Source organism: Rhodococcoides fascians A25f, from assembly GCF_000760935.2.
GTDB lineage: Bacteria > Actinomycetota > Actinomycetes > Mycobacteriales > Mycobacteriaceae > Rhodococcoides.
On the sequence record NZ_CP049744.1, the window covers coordinates 4,081,754 to 4,099,734 of the forward strand.

Consider the following 17,981-nt stretch of genomic DNA (forward strand, 5'->3'; position numbering starts at 1 on the left):
TCCATGTTGTGGAGTGGAGAGCCTCCACGCCCCATGCAGCCTGAACGCACGGCGTTCGTTCACGAATAGGACCCCAGACCCACATGACCGAAACATCGTTCACTCCCGAACAAGAACGGCAGGCACGCAAAGCCGCGTTCGGCAGTTTTGCGGGTGCCGTCATCGATTGGTACGACTTCATCCTTTACGGCTTGATCGCCGCGCTCGTGTTCAACACCGCATTCTTCCCCGACGTGAGCCCGGCAATCGGCACCCTTGCCGCATTCGCCACGTTCGGGGTCGGCTTCTTCTTCCGTCCCCTGGGCGGCATCGTGTTCGGCCACTTCGGGGATCGACTGGGACGCAAACGGATGCTGGTGATCACCATGCTCGTCATGGGACTGGCATCGACCGGAATAGGCCTGCTACCGACATTCGACTCCATTGGATGGTGGGCCCCTGCGCTGCTCGTTCTGCTCCGCGCAATCCAAGGATTCGCCGTCGGCGGTGAGTGGGGCGGGGCGGCTTTGATGGCGGTGGAGAGCGCGCCCCCGAAAAAGAAAGCGTTCTACAGCAGCGGTGTACAGGTCGGGTACTCGGTCGGACTGTTGATCGCGACCGGTTCGGTGGCCATTCTCAGTGCGACGCTGAGCGACGAGGACTTCAACCAATGGGGCTGGCGAATCCCATTCATCGCCAGCATCGTCCTCGTAGCAATAGGCCTGTGGATCCGCTCGAGCGTCAACGAGACAGCGGAGTTCACCGAGAAGGTGGTGAATTCGGATGTCAAGAAGCAGAGGAAGATTCCGCTTTTCGAGGCGTTGAAGGCCCACCCGACCGCATTCCTGAAGATCATCGGACTGCGCTTCGCCGAACTGTTCATCGGTTACATCGTCACCGCCTTCGCACTGAGCTACGCAACCAACCACACCGAGATCAGCCGCGGCTTCATGCTGGACATCATCCTCGTGGTCGGTGCGCTTGGAATCGTCACGATTCCGACCTTCGCCTACCTGTCGGATCGCTTCGGCCGCAAGCGGATCTATGTCTTCGGCTCCGTTGTCGGCGCAGTCTGTGCGGCTCCGTTCTTCATGGCAATGGACAACGATTCACTGATCGGTACGGCAATACTCGCTGTCATCCTGTTCAATATCGGTCACGACTCGGTCGTCAGCGCTCAGCAGCCACTGTTCACCGAAATGTTCGGTGCCGAATACCGTTACAGCGGAGCCGGAGTCGGCTACCAGGTTGCCAGCGCCATTGCGGGCGGCCTCACGCCGTTCATCGCCGCCCTGCTCGTCGGCATCAACGACGGAGGCTGGTATCTGGTCGCGGCGTACCTCGGAATCGGTTGCGCCGTGTCGGCCGTCATTGCAGCCTCCATCTCGCACGGTGACGCGGACCGCACGACTACGGCCCCGGCCGAGGCCGAATCGGGGATTTCCGGCACCGAATCCGATGTTCGTCGAGGCGATTCGATCGACTCGCGGTCCCTCTGACCAGAGAGAGCACGTTCTCCTGGGGCACGGCAGGATCTCGGAGCCGGGCCGACTCGTCGAACATCACGGCGGTCGGCTCGGTTCCGATCACACGAACAACAGTCGGAATTGGGCTTCAACCGAGCCTTTCGTCCGAAATGCTATTCCATACCGTACCGGACTGTATTGTCACTCCCGTCTGCATCAGGGAGGACGGGACCGATGGTGAATCGACAATGGCGGCCGAACAGGCGACGGCTGCTCGGTAGCGCCGTGGCTGTGGTGGCCGCAACGGTGGGCGGTACATGGCTCTCGCGTGCGGCGGCCGATCCGGCAGCACCGTTCTTCCCGTCGCGGGCGCACGACCAACCGACGATCCCTGGAATCTCGGTGTTCTCGTACAAGTCTCCGAACTTGACCAAGTTCGTCGACCCACTGACGATTCTGCCGCGCCGCCGCCTGGGCGGGGACATCGTCGCCGGACTGCACCAGCACCGGTTTCACCGTGACCTACCGGAAGTTGCGAGCTGGGGATTCGACGGCGTCACTCATCTGGGTCCGATTCTGGAAGTTCGGCGCGGTGAGATCATCTCCACGCGGTTCGTCAACGACCTGCGCTCGCACGTGCTCGCGGCCGACGTCGACACCACTTTGCACGGTGCCCTCGAAATCGACCGCACGGAGCCACCATTGGCTGTCCATCTTCACGGAGCGCCCAACCGCCCCGAGTTCGACGGCTATCCGACGTCTGTCGTTCGACCCGGCCAGAGCGTCGAGATGACCTTCGGGAACGATCTCGACGCAACTACGCTGTGGTACCACGACCACTCGATGGGAACGAGTCGTCTGTCGATCTATTCCGGGCTGGCCGCACCCTATTTCGTTCGTGACGACTGGGATACCGGTGAGGCAGACAATCCGCTCGGGCTCCCGTCGGGGACTCGTGAGATTCCGTTGATGGTGTGCGACAAACTGTTCTACGACGACGGGCGGTTGCGCTACGACAACACCCCGACCGTGCAGCAGGGTCACTGGGCGGGCGGACTGTGCGGGGACGTGATGGTGGTCAACGGTAAGGCGTGGCCCTATCTCGACGTCGATCGAGGCGTGTATCGCTTTCGGTTGATCAGTTCGAGCCAACTCAACGACTACCGATTGGCACTGTCGAACGGCGAGCCGTTCTGGGTGATCGGTAGCGATGGTGGACTTCTCGACGCCCCGGTCATGGTTGGCGAATTGGACATCGCGCCCGCCGAACGCTACGACCTTCTGATCGACTTCTCCCGTGCCGAGCCAGGAACCGCCATCGATCTTGTCAACACGATGCAGATATCGATAGCGGGACAGGCCAATGGCGCCATGGCGATCCGCGACGTGATGCGCTTCGTCGTCGGCGAGAGCCAGGCACCGGTGCGGACCGTCCCCCACACACTGAGGCGCTCAGCCACTGCTGTTCCGGGGACACCACAATCTGTCCGTACAGCGACGCTGTCTGTCAACGCCAACACCGAGAACCCCACATTTCTCGGTGTCCTCGGTATGAGTCTGAACAACATGCGATTCGATCAGTCCGATTTCGACATGCCGGTGCAGGGAACCACCGAGCAGTGGGATTTCGTGAACGCGGACGCCACCTTTCAGGTTCATTCGATGCACGTTCACCTGGTGCAGTTCAAGGTCCTCGGCCGCCAGGACTTCGACAAAGTGCGCTACCTGGCCGAGAACCCACCGCCGCTACTGGGTACTCGCTGGACACCGTCGGCCGACGAGTACACCACGAACAGCCCGGAACCGCCCGCGCCGTACGAATCCGGATGGAAAGACACTGTCCGATGCCCACCGAACCAGATCACTCGAATTCTGGTCCGATGGCCGACAGTCGATGAACTCGGATTCGATCCCGACGCGGAGTTCACCGGCCCCGACGGCACCGCCGCGCAGGGATACGTGTGGCACTGCCATCTGACCGATCACGAGGACAACGAGATGATGCAACGACTGAGGGTCGTGTCGGCCGAGGGCGCTGCCCCCTCCTCAGTCACGCACGGTGCCGGCGGACACCACCATTGACCTGGTCCCCGCCGAGATCTGTTCGAGCGCTCGCCAACTCACCGAGAATATCGTCGGTGTGTTGACCGAGTTCAGGGCCTAGGTTGCGGATCGACACCGATCGCTCGCCGATCACCGGTACGATGCCGGGAAACCCCACCGAGACCGGGTCAGGACCACCTGTATCGACAAGGAACTGCTGAATCATGTTGCGAGAGAGCATCTGCTCGTCCGTACAGATATCGGCCGCTGTATTGATCGGACCGCTCGGCACCTCCGCTGCGTCGAGCACTGCGAGCGCCTCGGCACGAGTCGCCGTGGCAGCCCACGCACCGATCGCCTCGTCGAGTTCGTCTCGACGTTTCCACCTGCCCGCACCACCGGACAGTTCGGGATCGGTAGCCAAGTCGGGACGCCCGATCGCCAGCATGTAGCGAACGAAGATGGCGTCTCCGTTGCCTGCCACAACGATCGACAACCCATCCGAGCACGTGTAAGCGTTGGACGGCGCTATCCCTTCCATCCGCCCGCCGAGACGTTGCCGCTCGACACCGTACGCCAGGTAGTCGGGAATCAGTGACTCGAGCACCGAGAACATGGATTCGCTCAGCGCAACATCGATCACCCGAGACGACAGCGGCAGCGAACCTTCTTCGATGGTCCGAGAACGATTGTGCAGCAACGCCATCACTGCTCCGAATCCTGCATACAATGCGGCTACCGTGTCGCCTATGGACACTCCGACCCGAATGGGCGGCCGGTCGGGATCGCCGACCAACTCCCGAAATCCGCTGTACGCTTCGGCAACTGCAGCAAATCCCGGCCGTTTCGACAGCGGCCCGGTTTGCCCGAACGCCGAAATGCGCACGAGGACGACGTTCGGATTGGCAGCATCGAGGGCGTCCGGCCCGATGCCCCACTTCTCCAGTGTTCCAGGGCGGAAGTTCTCGACCACCACGTCGCACGTCGCCGCCAAGTCGAGGACGGACCGTCGACCCTCTTCGGTTTTGAGATCGAGCACGATCGACTTCTTGTTGCGGTTGAGTGTTCTGAACAACATGGAGGTGGTCCCTGAATACAGGCGCCACGAACGGGTCTCGTCGCCCGTGTCCGGGCGCTCCACCTTGATCACTTCGGCACCGAAATCCGCGAGCAGGCGTGCAGCGGTGGGCCCGGCGATGTAGTTCCCCAGTTCAAGTACGCGAAACCCGCTCAGCGGCAGTGCATTCGAGTCAGCAGATGGGTCTTCTCCGAGCACAGCAGCCTCCGTCGAGTGGTGGGGATCAACCCGCTCACAGTACCATTGAGTATGGTACGGATTCACGGCTTCAATGGCGCGTGAGCAGCTCGAACATCGCATGAACTTCCGCAGCCGATGGAGTTGGCAGACTGCCCCGCGCATGAACGAACCCGATGCCCGAGTACACGAGAATGCCTGCCCGAAGCCGGGCCTCGTCGGGGTCGAAGTCGAGATCGAGCAGCGAGCGCTGGACGACCTCGAAGATTCGATTGTCGAGTTCGCGCACCGCGTCGGCGATCTTGCCGTAGTTGCGAGCCCAGTCCCGAACAGCCGACTCCACAGCCCAGGTTCGTTGGTCGATCAACAGTTCGGCCATGATCTGCAGACGCTGCTCGACCTCGACGGTCTCGAGGCCTTTCAGTCCACGAACAGTGTCGTTCTGAGTGTCGCACCACTTGTCCGCTATCGCTTCCATCAGCTTGTCGATATCGGCAAAATGCCAGTAGAAGCTCCCCTTGGTGACCTCGAGGCGTTCACACAACTTGGTGATCTTCACACCGGAGACGCCGTCGGTGGCCATCAGCTCGAACGAGGCGTCGATCCAGTCGTCGACCGACAAGCGTGTTGCGCGACGCGCCGGTTTGGTCCCGGCCTTTGCCCCCACAGCCTTCTTTGCAGGTGCACGTCGCGACGACGCCGACCTGGGTGTGCCTGCCATCAGAGTGAACTCCTCGCTGTCGGAGCGGCGTACCGCCCTTCGATCGTACGATCCGAAGTCGTCATCCGACGGCAAGAGCGGACAGAGCCAGCCGCCGAACGAGTGGATTGTCCATCAATCGCAGGTGATCGGTTCGATCGTCGGCGTCCAAGTCCTGGACGATCCAGTTCTCCGCACCGGGTACTGCTGCCGACAGAGGGTCGGTCATCAGGCCGTCGTACCGCGACATCACGTTGACATATCGCACCCCCGGCACCATCCACCCAGTGCGAGCAGCATCGTGCATGTACCCGGAGTTGGCGACGATCTGGCCGCACGCGGCGCAGATCGGTTCGAGCAGAGGCTTTTCCACCACGGCGAGAGCGTCGTAGATTCCGAGGCCCCGATTGACGGCAGCGATCGTACCGAGACCGGCGATATCGGTCCCGTTCCACAGCGGCCCCACGGTCACCAGAGTGCGAACGTCCTCCGCACCGGCGTGCGCAATCCACTGCTGCGCCACCAACCCGCCTGCACCGTGCGCGAGAACCTGCACTCGGTCGGCCCCGGTGCGTTCGCGGACGGAGCCGACGAATGCTCCGAACTCGATTGCCGAGTCCTCGATTCTCGCCAGACCTGCCACCGCCAGTCCGTTCTGCTGCAACAGAACCGAAGCCTCCGAGGCACCGTAGGTGAACGCGAACGCGCACACACCCCGGCCACCCAGCTCGTCGAGCCACCCGTCCCACTCGCGCTCCGAAGATGCGAGATCGTGCACCAGGACGGTGGGCGTGGCGCACGTCGAGGGGGACGCAGCGGCGGCCGAAACGCCGAAGCTCATGACGGCGGCAACGATCGACGAGGTCGCGACGACAACCCGCGCCACTCGACCTGCGTTCTCACGCAGTTTCATCGGGCCCTCCATCTGCGGTTTCGGTGAAAGTGATTGACCACACCATACAGTGCGGTATGGTGCGTGTCACATCGTTCGACCGGCGCGAAAGGCCCCCTCACACATGGCGCACGACATGACCCGCCGCAATCTTCTCCGAGCGCTGGGTGTCGGCACCGCAGCAGTGGCCCTCGGCGGCGTCAGCGCCTCCCGCGCATTCACCTCGCCCATCGACAACGCATTCGAGAGTCCGCTGCTGTTCCACTCGCCCAACGTGACTGCGTTCCGAGATGCGCTACCGACACTCCCGACCGTGTCGGGATCGAATCTCTCGGTCGATGCGGTGTCTGCGATGCACAGATTCCATGCGGACATGCCCGAGGTACCTACCCTGGCCTATCACTGCGGACCGAACGCACAACCCGGCTACCTCGGGCCCATCATCGAAGGGCACGCCGAGGACCCGCTGACCCTCCGATTCTCCAACAACATGGCCCTGCACCCCATGGCCCAGGACATGGACACCTCGCTGCACGGTGTGACCGAAAGTTTCCGTACCTCGACCCCGATGTCCCTGCATCTGCACGGCGGCGTGACTCCTCCCGAGAGCGACGGCAATCCGGAACAGCTCACACTCCCCGGAGGAAGCATCGTCCACCACTTCCCCAACGGTCAGGAAGCGGCAACGCTCTGGTATCACGATCACGCGATGGCCATCACCCGGGTCAACGTCTACGCGGGCCTGGCCGGTATGTACCTACTGCGAGATCGATTCGACACCGGCCTCACCGACAATTCCCTCGGCCTGCCTGCCGGTGAATTCGAGATGCCACTGGTCATGCAGGAGAAAATCTTTCGCGAGGACGGTCACCTGAGCATCCGATCGACTCGCATCGTGCCCGAGGGTTCCTGGGAAGGTGGAGCCGTCGGAGATGTGGGGCTCGTCAACGGCATGATCTGGCCCGAACTCACCGTTGCCCGAGGCCTCTATCGCTTTCGGATGATCAACGCCGCGTCGTACAGCGTGTGGAATCTGCACTTCGAGAACCACATGAGGTTCTGGGTCATCGGTAACGACGGAGGATTGCTCGACGCCCCGGTGCCCGTGACGTCGATCAGAGTTGCTCCGGGTGAGCGATACGACGTACTCGTGGACTTCTCCGACTACGACGCGGGCCAGACGGTCGAGTTACGAAACGACGAGGCCCCACCGTTTCAAGCGGCCGTCATCGGTGCGGTCACCATGCCGCTGTTCTGTCGGTTCAGGGTGGGTGCCGCGCGCGGATTCATCGGAGGGGTACCGACATCGCTGCGCGGTGGTCGAGGACCGGCACCGATCGCACCGATCCAGCAGCCGACGAAGATCCGTACCGTCACCGTCAGCCAGCCCTATGCGCTGCGCAATCCACCGGCCATCATGTCGCTCAACAATCTTCGCTACAGCGACCCGGGTATCGAGATGCCTCGGCCCGGAACGGTCGAGCAGTGGAACATCGTCAACATCACTCCCGATCCACACCCGATCCACATCCACCTCGTCACGTTCAGGATCCTGAGCCGCACTCCCCTGCGCACCGTCGATTACCAGGTGGCAAATCCACAACCCGCCGTCGGAATCAAGTGGACTCCCGATCCGGAGCGGTTTCTCGCCGGACCCGCAACCCCGCCTGCCCCGTGGGAAGCCGGATGGAAGGACACGGTCCGGGTGGACGGCGGTACGGTCACTCGCATCATCGTTCGTTTTCCGACGGCCGACGAATTGGGCTTCGACCCCGACGCCACCTTCGCCCGGCCCGGCGGTACGTCGGCGCAGGAACCGAGTCCCGAACACAGCGTCGATCACGGCCCGATGCATCAGGTGCACAACGGAATGGACCATTCCGCAGAACCCGCGGGCGACCTTCAGGGCTACGTCTGGCACTGCCATCTCCTCGACCACGAGGACCACGACATGATGCTGAAGTATCGGATAACCCAGTGACACAGCCTCTTCGGAGTGCAGCGCGCGCGACCGCCAAGGCGACGTCGGCGGTCGGTGAGTTCTACGGCCTCTCGATCGACACCGCGGTGGCACTGGGACGCAGAGACTTCCAGTGGCGCGAGTTCGTGGACCAGAGCTGGTTCATCGCCCGAGTGTCTCTGCTACCCACGATCTTGATGTCGATCCCCTTCACGGTTCTGGTCGTGTTCACACTCAACTCACTGCTGTCGGAATTGGGAGCCAGCGATCTCAGTGGCGCGGGGGCCGGACTGGGTGCGGTGACCCAGATCGGTCCCCTGGTGACCGTGTTGGTCGTTGCCGGTGCTGCGGCCACAGCGATTGCCGCGGACCTCGGATCGCGCACCATCCGTGAAGAAGTGGCGGCGATGGAGGTGCTCGGCATCGACCCCATTCATCGGCTCGTCGTTCCTCGTGTCGTTGCCTGCACCATGATCGCGGCGCTGTTGAACGGAGCTGTATGCAGCATCGGCCTCGTGGGCGGCTTCTTCTTCTCTGTGTATCTCCAGGACGTCACGCCAGGTGCGTACGTATCCGGAATCACCCTGCTCGTCGGCCTACCGGAGCTGATCCTGTCCGAGATCAAGGCGGCATTGTTCGGTTTACTGGCCGCACTGATCGCTTGCTACCGCGGTCTGTCCGTCGTCGGAGGGCCACGAAGCGTAGGCGAGGCAGTCAACGAGACCGTCGTATTCTCCTTCGTTGCTTTGTTTCTCGTCAATCTCACGCTGACGTCTGTCGGCCTTGCACTGAGCGACCGGTGAGGAACGTGATGGGCTTCGATGTCGCCGTCCGAGTGAATCGTCGGTACCGCAGCGTTCTCCGCGGAATCGACACCGTGGGCGATCTCGCTCTGTTCTTCGGACGCGCCGTCGCGTCGACTGGAAAAGCCGCACGTGACTACAGAGCCGAAACCCTGCGCGTACTTGCCGAGATCAGTCTCGGCACAGGCGCTCTCGCGGCCGTAGGTGGAAGCATCGTCGTGCTGGGATTCCTCACGCTGTTCGCCGGCGCTACCGTTGCAGTCCAGGGATTCGACTCCCTGGGGAATATCGGTGTCGATGCCCTCACCGGTTTTCTCGCCGCGTATGTCAACGTTCGTGTGGTAGCTCCGATCACTGCCGGCGTCGGCTTGGCGGCAACTATCGGCGCAGGCACCACAGCGCAATTGGGTGCGATGCGCATCAGCGAGGAGATCGATGCGCTCGAGGTCATGGCCATCAAATCCGTGCCGTATCTCGTCGGAACGCGGGTGCTTGCAGGCATGCTCGCTGTTCTCCCTCTGTACTCCTTGTCACTGATCACCTCGTTTCTGGCAAGCCGAATCGCCACAGTCGTCGTTCTCGGACAATCCGGCGGCGTCTACGACCACTACTTCTCGACGTTTCTCGTCCCCTCGGACGTCCTGTGGTCCTTCCTGCAGGTCTTCGTCATGGCGGCTGCCGTCATGCTCATCCACACCTACTACGGCTACACCGCCACCGGTGGGCCGGCAGGAGTGGGAACTGCCACCGGTCGCGCCGTCCGACTCTCGCTCATCACCGTCGTGATGGTGACGCTGATGATTTCGCTTGCTCTCTATGGTAATTCCCGATCAGTACACCTGGCGGGGTGACGATGAACCACACACACCGGATCGGATCGGCTGCACCCCGTGTGGCTGCCGTGATCATGGCCGCACTGCTCGTTCTCGCAGTGGCGGCCACCTACTTCGCCTTCACCGGCGCGGTGGGCGATTCCGTCCATCCACCGACCAGAGTGACCCTGCAGTCGGATCGCAGCGGCCTCGTGATGCAACCGGGAGCATTGGTGAAGATGCACGGCGTGGAAGTGGGAACGGTGGATGCCGTCCGCCAGGTTCCAGGTGGCGCGGTCGTCGAGCTTCGCCTCGATGGCGCTGCAGCACAGTCTATTCCGGAGAACGTCGAGGCCCGGATTGCCGCCACCACGATCTTCGGGTCGAAGTTCGTCACGCTCACCGAACCGGCGAGTCCATCGACCACCCCCATCGTGTCCGGCGCGATCATCGAATCGTCCTCGGTGACAGTGGAGGTCAACACCGTGTTCGAGACCCTGACCGAGGTCCTGTCTTCCGTGGAACCGGACAAGCTGAACGCGACGCTGACCGCGTTGGCCACGGCAACGAGAGGGCGCGGCAGCGATTTGGGGCTGAGCCTCGACGAGACGAACGCACTGCTCGCCGCCGTCGAACCTCGGATTCCAACGCTACAGAGCGACATCGCGTCGGGAGCGACCGTCACCGAGACGTCCGCCGACGCGGCACCGGATCTGCTGACCGACCTGAACAACCTGACGACGACCGGGCGGACACTCGTCGACACCACCGGTGGTCTCGACGCCGTGCTGCTCGGCGTGATCGGTATGGCCGAGGTGGGAAGTTCGGTGCTGACGGACAATGCTGCAGGCATCTCGAGCACGGTGCACGAGTTGAAGCCGACAACCGAACTGCTCGAAGAGTATTCGCCCGAGTTCACCTGTTTCCTGCAGGGAGCGGACCGCGCCCGGGTCGGTGCCGAGGAAGTATCCGGCGGAAACGGACGCACCATGTTGCTCAACAGCACCGTGCTGTTCGGCATCCCGCCGTACGAGTACGAGTCGGACCTACCCCGCGTTGCAGCGTCCGGCGGTCCGCGATGCGGGGCTCTGCCTTTCGTGCCGAACGATGCCGTACCGACCCCGTACGTGGTTGCCGATACCGGATCGAATCCGTTCCGTGCCGGCAATACCGGTCCGGTCTTGTCACCTGGTTCGTTACTGGACTTTCTGCCCGGCGGACTCGCCGCACCGGGCGGCACCCGATGAGCCGCACCTCCACGACGATCAAGCTGATCGTGTTCGTGGTGGTGATGGCCGTCGTGCTCGGGTGCCTGGTCGTCGTGTTCGGACAGGTCAGATTCGAATCGACCACCTCGTTCCGGGCAGTCTTCACCAGCGTATCCGGTCTTCGCAGTGGAGATTTCGTACGAGTTGCAGGCGTGGAAGTCGGCAAGGTCGCGGACGTCACCATCGTCGACAACGATCGCGCGGCGGTCGGCCTCGACGTGGGTGCAGGTTACGTCGTGACGTCGTCCACAACTGCAACCGTGCGCTACCAGAATCTCGTCGGCGACCGCTACCTCGAACTGGCGGACGGACCCGGGGATGCGGTTCCGATGGACGAGGGTGCCACCATCGAACTCGAACAAACCTCACCCGCACTGGATCTGGACCAACTCATCGGCAGCTTCGAGCCACTTTTCCAGGCCGTCGATCCCTCGAAGGTCAACGATCTGAGCGCCGAACTCGTCGCGACACTGCAGGGACAGGGCGGATCGATCGCATCCCTGCTCGCCCATACCGCCACACTGACCACATCCCTCGCCGATCGAGACGAGGTGATCGGACGGGTGATCACCAACCTGGACACGACCTTGGCGACATTGGCAGACCAGAAGGACGTCGTGTCCACAGCACTCGATCGTGCCCAGAATCTGGCGTCCGGCCTGGCCGCCGACAGCGCCGCCTGGGGCACTGCATTGAACGATATCGATTCCTCGTCGGCCACGGTGGCAGACCTGCTCACCGTGGCCAGACCACCGCTGAAGTCCACGCTCGATGAGCTCGGTCGCACTGCTGCTCAACTCGATTCGGAGAAGGAGACGATCGGCAGCGTCGTCTCTCGGTTGCCCGATACGTACGCTGCGCTCAGTCGGCTCGGCGCGTACGGAAACTTCTTCAACTATTACCTGTGCGGCATCAAATTGAAGATCGACACACCCGACGGCCGAGGACTGACCACGCCGCTCATCGGCCAGGAAACGGGAAGGTGCGCGCCGCGATGAATCAGCGAGTTCGAGGTCGCGATACGCTCCGACTCGGTGTCGTGGGTACCGTCCTGGCGATACTGCTGACGCTGGTGGCGACGAATGTGTCATCGCTGCCGATATTGTCGGCCGGTTCGCAATACAGTGGCACGTTTCGGGACACCGGGGGGCTCGCCGTCGGTGCCGACGTCGAGGTCGCCGGGATCACTGTGGGCACAGTTACCGACATCGAAATCGACTCGGACACAGTCATCATCACGTTCACCGTGAGCGGCGACGTCGAACTGCGAGAAGATACCCGTCTGTCCATACCGACACAGACGGTGCTGGGTACGAAGAACCTGCGCATCGATCCCGGCACCAGGGGACGATTGAGCTCGGGGGCTCGGATCGAGCTGGACAACACCTCGAGCCCGTACCAATTGACCGACGCGCTGGGAGATCTGACCGACGATGTCACCGAACTCGACACCGATGGACTCACCGACGCCATGCGCGTGACCACCGACGTTCTCGAGCAGACACCCGCCGACCTCGCAGCCGCTGTCGACGGTGTGGGTCGACTGTCGCAGACCATCGCATCACGGGACGAATCATTGCGGAAGCTGCTGGCGACAGCGGAACAAGTGACCGGGGTACTCGCCGCTCGCAGCGAACAGATCGACACCCTCGTCGTCGATGCCGACACCATTCTGTCTGAACTCAACCGCCGTCGCGCGGTCGTCGATCGCCTGTTCGACAGCGTCACGGCCCTGGCACAGCAGCTGAGCGGTCTCGTCGCAGACAACGAGGCAGAACTGGGATCGACACTTGCATCGCTGAATTCGGTACTCGAGGTTCTGGAACAGAACCGAGACAACATCGGCCAGGCCATCGAGAATCTGGGTCCGTACATCACCCAGCTCGGTGAAGCAGTGTCGAGTGGACCGTTCTTCAACTCGTACATTCAGAACTTGATTCCCGGGCAGGTCATTTCGCCGTTCGTTCGAGCCGCCCTCGGACTCGGTCCTGCTCCCGGTGAATCTGCCGCGGTCAACCCGTTGTCCGCCATCGACGGAGCGCCACGGTGACGGCCCGGCGGTGGCAGCTTGCCGCCATCGGAACCGGCTTGGCGGTGCTGGCCGCGGTCTCGTACACCGTGGTCCCTCGCATGATCACCACGTCCATCGTCGCCGAATTCTCCAGCACCACCGGCCTGTACGTCGGTGACGACGTGAGGATCATGGGAGTCGATGTCGGCTCCGTCCGGTCGATCGAACCCCGCGGCGACCACGCCGACGTGGAGCTCGAAGTCGACTCGTCCTATCCGGTACCCGCCGATGCCATGGCCGTGATCGTCTCGCAGAGCCTCGTCGCCAGCCGCTTCGTACAACTCACCCCGCCCTACACCGGTGGCCCGGCAATGGACAGTGGGCAACGAATCCCGATCTCGCGCACGGCGGTTCCGGTCGAGTGGGATCAGATCAAGGCCCAGCTCGCCCGGGTGGCCGACGCATTGGGAACCGCGACACCTGATCGACAGGCACCTCTCGGAGCCCTGGTGGACGCTGCCGATGCCAACCTGCGAGGTCAAGGACAGAACATCGCTACAACGGTCACTCAGCTCTCCGATGCGCTGAAGACGTTGTCCGACGGCCGAACCGACCTGTTCGCTGTCGTCCGCAACCTGCAGGTATTCGTTTCTGCACTGTCGGCGAGCGGACAGCAGATCGTGAACTTCAACAACTCGATGGCGTCGATCACCGAGGTCCTGGATGCGAACTCCGAACAGATCGGTACCGCGTTGACGTCACTGGATGTCGCGGTGGGCGATGTGCAGCGCTTCGTCGCCGCCAATCGAGACGGTCTCGACGACACTCTCCGCAGCCTGCAGAGCGTGGTCGGTGAACTCGCCGTGCAACGTGACGGAATCGCGCAGATACTCCATGTCGCCCCGACCGCATTGTCGAATCTGAACAACATCTATCAGCCTGCTCACAATGCGATCGTCTCCGCACTGGCACCGAACAACTTCGCCAATCCGATGGACTTCATCTGTTCGGCCATTGCCGCAGCGGAGGAAGTCGGAGCTCAGGAAGGGGCAAATCTGTGCGTGCAGTACCTCGGTCCGCTGCTGAAAACACTGGCCTTCGATTATCTTCCCCTGTCCACCAACCCGATTCACGGAGTTGGCGCACTCCCCGATCAGCTGGTCTACAGCGAACCCGACCTCGTACCGGCCGCCCCGGCACCGACCCCGGCACCCTCGCCGTCGTCGCTGACGGACCTTCTACTTCCGGGAGGCGGGCAATGACGACGCGCACGCCGAACCGTCGTTCACTACTGCCACTCACCGGTGTGGCACTCGTCCTGCTGACCTCCGGGTGTGGCTGGCAGGGTCTCAATTCCCTCCCGCTGCCCGGCACCGAAGGCGAAGGGCCGGGCGCATATTCGGTGACCATCGAGATGCCGGACGTATCCACCATCGACCGCAATTCGCGAGTGCTCGCTTCCGACGTCACGGTGGGACGCGTCGCAGACATCGCCCTGGAGGACGGCCACGCGGTCGTCACCGTCCACATCGACCAGGGCGTGGAGTTGCCGGAGAACGCTGTGGCAGCAGTCGGCCAGACCAGCCTTCTCGGATCTACCCACATCGAACTGTCGCCGCCCACCGCCGAATCACCCACCGGCCGTCTCGCCGATGGAGATGTCATCCCGCTGGATCGAGCAGGCGCGTACCCCACCACCGAACAGACACTGTCCTCGCTCTCGCTCGTGCTGAACGGCGGCGGACTCCCCCAACTCGGTGACATCGTCGACGAGCTGGACGCCGCACTCGGTGGACGGCCGGAATCGGTTCGCGCTCTCATCGATCGTCTGAACACCCTCCTCGGCGGTCTCGTCGAACAGCAAGCCGACATCGAACGCTCCATCGACAACCTCGATCGCTTCGCCGCCGACGTCGCCGCTCAGAACCAGGTGCTTGCCGACGCCGTCACGACACTCGGCCCTGCACTGGCGGTCTTGTCCGATCGCCGACAGGATCTGACCACCGCGCTGGTCTCGCTCGGCACGCTGGGCAGCACCGCGAAAGAGATCGTCGACGACACCGGCGGTGACCTGGTCGCCGAACTCGAGGAGTTGCGTCCGGTACTGGCCTCGCTGGCAGACTCCGGTACGTCACTGACCGACTCGTTCCGCTATCTACTCACCTACCCGTTTCCGATAGACACCTACCAGAATGCGGTGCGGGGCGACTACGCCAACGGTGATGTGACACTGGACCTTCGGCTCGACACCCTCGACAACGCCCTGTTTCTCGGCACGCCGCTCGAAGGCGCACTCGGATCGTTTGCGCCCAGCCCGGCGGCGACGATCCCGTCGACCACAGATCTACTCATCCCACCGGCAGGCACTCCATGACACCGAAGCAGTCGCTCCATCGCAAGCTGTGGACCATTCTGGCCATCGCGGTGGTCTCGGTCTCGACCACCGGGATCTACTTCGCGCGACTTCCTGAACAGCTCGGCGTCGGTCGCTATCGAGTCGCCGTCGAACTCGCGGACGGTGCCGGTCTGTACACCGGTGCCAACGTGACGTATCGAGGTTCCGAAATCGGCCGAGTCGTCGAGCTGACCACCCATGGTGACGGAGCCCGAGCAGTCGTCTCACTCGTCTCGGATGTTGCGGTTCCCGCCGACACCGAAGCCGAGGTCCACTCCATGTCCGCAATCGGCGAGCAGTACATCGACATCGTTCCGAACTCGCCCGACGGCCCGTATCTGTCCGACGGTTCGGTGATTCCCCGGGACAGGACATCCGTCCCCGAACAGGTCGGCCCCACGATCGACCTGCTGCAGACGGCGTTGGCATCCATCGGCTCCGACAACCTTCGTAGCGTGCTCGACGAAAGCGCTGCAGCGCTGGGAAACAACGGAACGAACGTCGCCGAACTCCTCGACTCGTTCCGTACTCTGAGCGCCGACGCGAACGCCGACACCGAATCGATCACCGCACTGATCGACGATGCCGATCCCGTCCTGGCGGCAACCGCGGCAAGCAGCGACTCGATCAGGGCCTGGGCTGCGTCACTGACCGGTGTCACCGGCACGCTTCGTGACCACGATGCGTCGGTACGTGCCCTCATCGACAAGGGCACGCCGATGGCCACCGAGGTGACTGCCTTGTTCCAGCAGCTGCAGCCGACACTGCCTCTGCTACTGGCGAATCTGGCGACAGTGGAACAAGTCGCAGTGGTCTACAACCCGTCGATCGAACAAATTCTGGTGTTGTACCCGCCCCTCATCGCAGCGACACAGGGAACCGGGATGCTCAATTCCCAGGCCGGAGAGCCGGGCCAGAACACGTACTTCGCGGCACAGGTGAACGACCCACCGCCCTGTACCACAGGGTTCCTACCGGCATCGGAACGCCGATCACCCACCGAGATCGACACCATCCCGACTCCTGAAGGGCTCTACTGCAAGGTCGATCCAGCCGATCCGACCGCCATTCGTGGCGCGAGAAACCTTCCGTGCATGGAGTTTCCGGGACGTCGTGCCGCTACCGTGGAACTGTGCCGCGACCCAGTGGCATCCACCGGCGAGTACGACCCGACCGACAGTTCCTACATCGCCGGCGACGGTCGACGATACGTCGACGAGAACCTCGACACCACGACGCAGACTCTGGACGGCTTGCTGGTCCCTGACGGGGGCTGAGCGCCCATGACGTCCTCGGAGTCAGATCGGATCGAGTGTGGAAATCAACCACCGGCCGTCGACCTGGGTGAGTTCGATCCGAAGGCTGCTCGATGCGGCCTTCGGATCCGGGGCGTCGGTGGAGGTGATGTTCTGGTTCACGAACACCAGTGCCACCGCCGAGTTCTCCGACGAGGACACCACTGAACTGGCCGATACCGTTGCACTCGAGGTGATTCCGCGATCTTTCGCGGCCGGAGCGATGGACTCGGCACCGAATGCGCTGTAGTAGTTCAGGAAATCACCCGTGAGGAAGGATGCTGCATGCTCGATGTCGGCATCGACCGTCTCCGCGCGGTAGGACAGGACCGCGACGGCACCGTCGTCGGCCGCGTCACCGATTGCCGAGCGAGCCTGCTGCTGTTCTTCGTCCGCTCGGTTCACCACGTAGAGCGAGGCCGTGGATGCGCCGCCACCGACGAGCAACACCGACAGGCCCGCTACCAGCACCCGACGGCCGATCACGGGACGAACTCCACGTCGGATACCAAGATCGACTCGCCGGCGTTGTCGAGGGTCACTCGAAGCCTCCATATTCTCGGTTCTTCCTGCGCGCCGGATGAATTGGTGACGCTCGACGTCGCTGCCACGAGAACACTCGCGGTACGGTCGTCGGCGTTCTCGATTCCTGCTTCGGTGATGGACCCCGTCGCCTGCACATCGGCTTGCTGCACCACCGAGACGAAATCATCTGCTCGATCGCCGAACTGGTCGCGAAACGTGCCGGTCGAACGCTCCAGAACTCGCGCGACATCGTCGTCGACGGTCGACGCGGAAATCGTGGTCAGATCGAGCACGCTCTGGCGTGCAGCCTGTAGATATCGCTGCTGAAGGTCCTGTGCAGCATCCAATTTCTGATGCTGATGCAGCAGCAGCGCACTGCTCGCGCCGAGCGCCACGACCCCCACCACAGCGACGCCGAACAGGCTGCGACGCAGCCACAGCGGACGCCTGGGTGCATCGTTCGATTCGTCGTTGTCGACAGCGGCTTCATCGACGTCCGGCGTATCCTCGGTCGATTCGGATGCGCTCTCCAGCACTGCTTCTCGCTCACTCATCGATATCACTCTCTCAGTCCAGA

At 62.8% G+C, this 17,981-nt stretch carries 16 protein-coding genes; 11 read left to right on the forward strand and 5 right to left on the reverse strand.

The features are described 5' to 3' along the window. Positions 1-83: 83 nt before the first annotated feature. Together shiA and BH93_RS19015 are read left to right on the forward strand one after the other, a co-directional pair. Entirely contained in the window at positions 84-1,478 is a 1,395-nt protein-coding gene (gene shiA / locus BH93_RS19010; protein ID WP_052065640.1) for a shikimate transporter, read from the forward strand. A 201-nt stretch (positions 1,479-1,679) separates the two neighbouring features. Next, the gene (locus BH93_RS19015) at positions 1,680-3,527 is read left to right on the forward strand and encodes a multicopper oxidase family protein (protein ID WP_052065639.1); all 1,848 of its coding nucleotides are present in this window, start codon (positions 1,680-1,682) and stop codon (positions 3,525-3,527) included. Here BH93_RS19015 and BH93_RS19020 read toward each other — a convergent pair. The 3 genes from BH93_RS19020 to BH93_RS19030 form a co-directional block, all read right to left on the reverse strand. After that, positions 3,496-4,764 (reverse strand): CaiB/BaiF CoA transferase family protein, encoded by a 1,269-nt coding sequence (locus BH93_RS19020; RefSeq protein WP_052065636.1) that lies wholly within the window; start codon positions 4,762-4,764, stop codon positions 3,496-3,498. The two genes, BH93_RS19015 and BH93_RS19020, sit on opposite strands and share 32 nt — an antisense overlap. A 70-nt stretch (positions 4,765-4,834) precedes the next feature. Next, positions 4,835-5,464: a TetR/AcrR family transcriptional regulator gene (locus tag BH93_RS19025; protein WP_037155557.1), complete on the reverse strand. Its 630-nt coding sequence runs from the start codon at positions 5,462-5,464 to the stop codon at positions 4,835-4,837. 61 nt (positions 5,465-5,525) lie between these two features. Next, positions 5,526-6,356: an esterase/lipase family protein gene (locus BH93_RS19030; protein WP_052065780.1), complete on the reverse strand. Its 831-nt coding sequence runs from the start codon at positions 6,354-6,356 to the stop codon at positions 5,526-5,528. Positions 6,357-6,459: 103 nt separating this feature from the next. Between BH93_RS19030 and BH93_RS19035 the strand changes: the two genes are divergently transcribed. From BH93_RS19035 to BH93_RS19075, 9 genes are read left to right on the forward strand one after another with little or no spacing between them, the layout of a single operon-like run. After that, positions 6,460-8,316 (forward strand): multicopper oxidase domain-containing protein, encoded by a 1,857-nt coding sequence (locus BH93_RS19035; protein ID WP_037176364.1) that lies wholly within the window; start codon positions 6,460-6,462, stop codon positions 8,314-8,316. Beyond that, positions 8,313-9,098 carry an MlaE family ABC transporter permease gene (locus tag BH93_RS19040; protein WP_037176362.1) on the forward strand — a complete coding sequence of 262 codons (786 nt, stop codon included), beginning with the start codon at positions 8,313-8,315 and terminating at the stop codon, positions 9,096-9,098. Before BH93_RS19035 ends, BH93_RS19040 begins: the two co-directional genes overlap by 4 nt. An 8-nt stretch (positions 9,099-9,106) precedes the next feature. Next, complete coding sequence (locus tag BH93_RS19045) at positions 9,107-9,949, forward strand: MlaE family ABC transporter permease (protein ID WP_037176360.1); 843 nt, start codon at positions 9,107-9,109, stop codon at positions 9,947-9,949. A gap of 2 nt (positions 9,950-9,951) precedes the next feature. Then, entirely contained in the window at positions 9,952-11,157 is a 1,206-nt protein-coding gene (locus BH93_RS19050; protein ID WP_037176358.1) for an MCE family protein, read from the forward strand. Continuing rightward, entirely contained in the window at positions 11,154-12,176 is a 1,023-nt protein-coding gene (locus BH93_RS19055; protein ID WP_037176356.1) for an MCE family protein, read from the forward strand. The genes BH93_RS19050 and BH93_RS19055 overlap by 4 nt, the downstream gene beginning before the upstream one ends. Beyond that, positions 12,173-13,228, forward strand: coding sequence for an MCE family protein (locus BH93_RS19060; RefSeq protein ID WP_242459009.1), 1,056 nt, complete (start codon positions 12,173-12,175; stop codon positions 13,226-13,228). Before BH93_RS19055 ends, BH93_RS19060 begins: the two co-directional genes overlap by 4 nt. After that, positions 13,225-14,451, forward strand: coding sequence for an MCE family protein (locus BH93_RS19065; RefSeq protein ID WP_037176352.1), 1,227 nt, complete (start codon positions 13,225-13,227; stop codon positions 14,449-14,451). The genes BH93_RS19060 and BH93_RS19065 overlap by 4 nt, the downstream gene beginning before the upstream one ends. Further along, a complete protein-coding gene (locus BH93_RS19070; protein WP_037176350.1) occupies positions 14,448-15,563 on the forward strand; it encodes an MCE family protein in 1,116 nt (371 codons plus the stop codon). Before BH93_RS19065 ends, BH93_RS19070 begins: the two co-directional genes overlap by 4 nt. Beyond that, on the forward strand, positions 15,560-16,861 hold the full coding sequence (locus BH93_RS19075; protein ID WP_037176349.1) for an MCE family protein: 1,302 nt from the start codon (positions 15,560-15,562) through the stop codon (positions 16,859-16,861). Before BH93_RS19070 ends, BH93_RS19075 begins: the two co-directional genes overlap by 4 nt. A gap of 21 nt (positions 16,862-16,882) precedes the next feature. Here the strand turns inward: BH93_RS19075 and BH93_RS19080 are convergent, their stop codons facing one another. Further along, the gene (locus BH93_RS19080; protein WP_037176347.1) at positions 16,883-17,365 is read right to left on the reverse strand and encodes a hypothetical protein; all 483 of its coding nucleotides are present in this window, start codon (positions 17,363-17,365) and stop codon (positions 16,883-16,885) included. Continuing rightward, complete coding sequence (locus BH93_RS19085; RefSeq protein WP_242459010.1) at positions 17,362-17,958, reverse strand: hypothetical protein; 597 nt, start codon at positions 17,956-17,958, stop codon at positions 17,362-17,364. The genes BH93_RS19080 and BH93_RS19085 overlap by 4 nt, the downstream gene beginning before the upstream one ends. Positions 17,959-17,981 lie beyond the last annotated feature (23 nt).

Excerpts from the sequence above, each read along its gene's own strand:
- shiA (WP_052065640.1), top strand. The coding sequence starts at position 84 with ATGACCGAAACATCGTTCACTCCCGAACAAGAACGGCAGGCACGCAAA.
- BH93_RS19015 (WP_052065639.1), top strand. The coding sequence starts at position 1,680 with ATGGTGAATCGACAATGGCGGCCGAACAGGCGACGGCTGCTCGGTAGC.
- BH93_RS19025 (WP_037155557.1), bottom strand. The coding sequence starts at position 5,464 with ATGGCAGGCACACCCAGGTCGGCGTCGTCGCGACGTGCACCTGCAAAG.
- BH93_RS19030 (WP_052065780.1), bottom strand. The coding sequence starts at position 6,356 with ATGAAACTGCGTGAGAACGCAGGTCGAGTGGCGCGGGTTGTCGTCGCG.
- BH93_RS19035 (WP_037176364.1), top strand. The coding sequence starts at position 6,460 with ATGGCGCACGACATGACCCGCCGCAATCTTCTCCGAGCGCTGGGTGTC.
- BH93_RS19045 (WP_037176360.1), top strand. The coding sequence starts at position 9,107 with ATGGGCTTCGATGTCGCCGTCCGAGTGAATCGTCGGTACCGCAGCGTT.
- BH93_RS19050 (WP_037176358.1), top strand. The coding sequence starts at position 9,952 with ATGAACCACACACACCGGATCGGATCGGCTGCACCCCGTGTGGCTGCC.
- BH93_RS19055 (WP_037176356.1), top strand. The coding sequence starts at position 11,154 with ATGAGCCGCACCTCCACGACGATCAAGCTGATCGTGTTCGTGGTGGTG.
- BH93_RS19060 (WP_242459009.1), top strand. The coding sequence starts at position 12,173 with ATGAATCAGCGAGTTCGAGGTCGCGATACGCTCCGACTCGGTGTCGTG.
- BH93_RS19070 (WP_037176350.1), top strand. The coding sequence starts at position 14,448 with ATGACGACGCGCACGCCGAACCGTCGTTCACTACTGCCACTCACCGGT.
- BH93_RS19075 (WP_037176349.1), top strand. The coding sequence starts at position 15,560 with ATGACACCGAAGCAGTCGCTCCATCGCAAGCTGTGGACCATTCTGGCC.
- BH93_RS19085 (WP_242459010.1), bottom strand. The coding sequence starts at position 17,958 with ATGAGTGAGCGAGAAGCAGTGCTGGAGAGCGCATCCGAATCGACCGAG.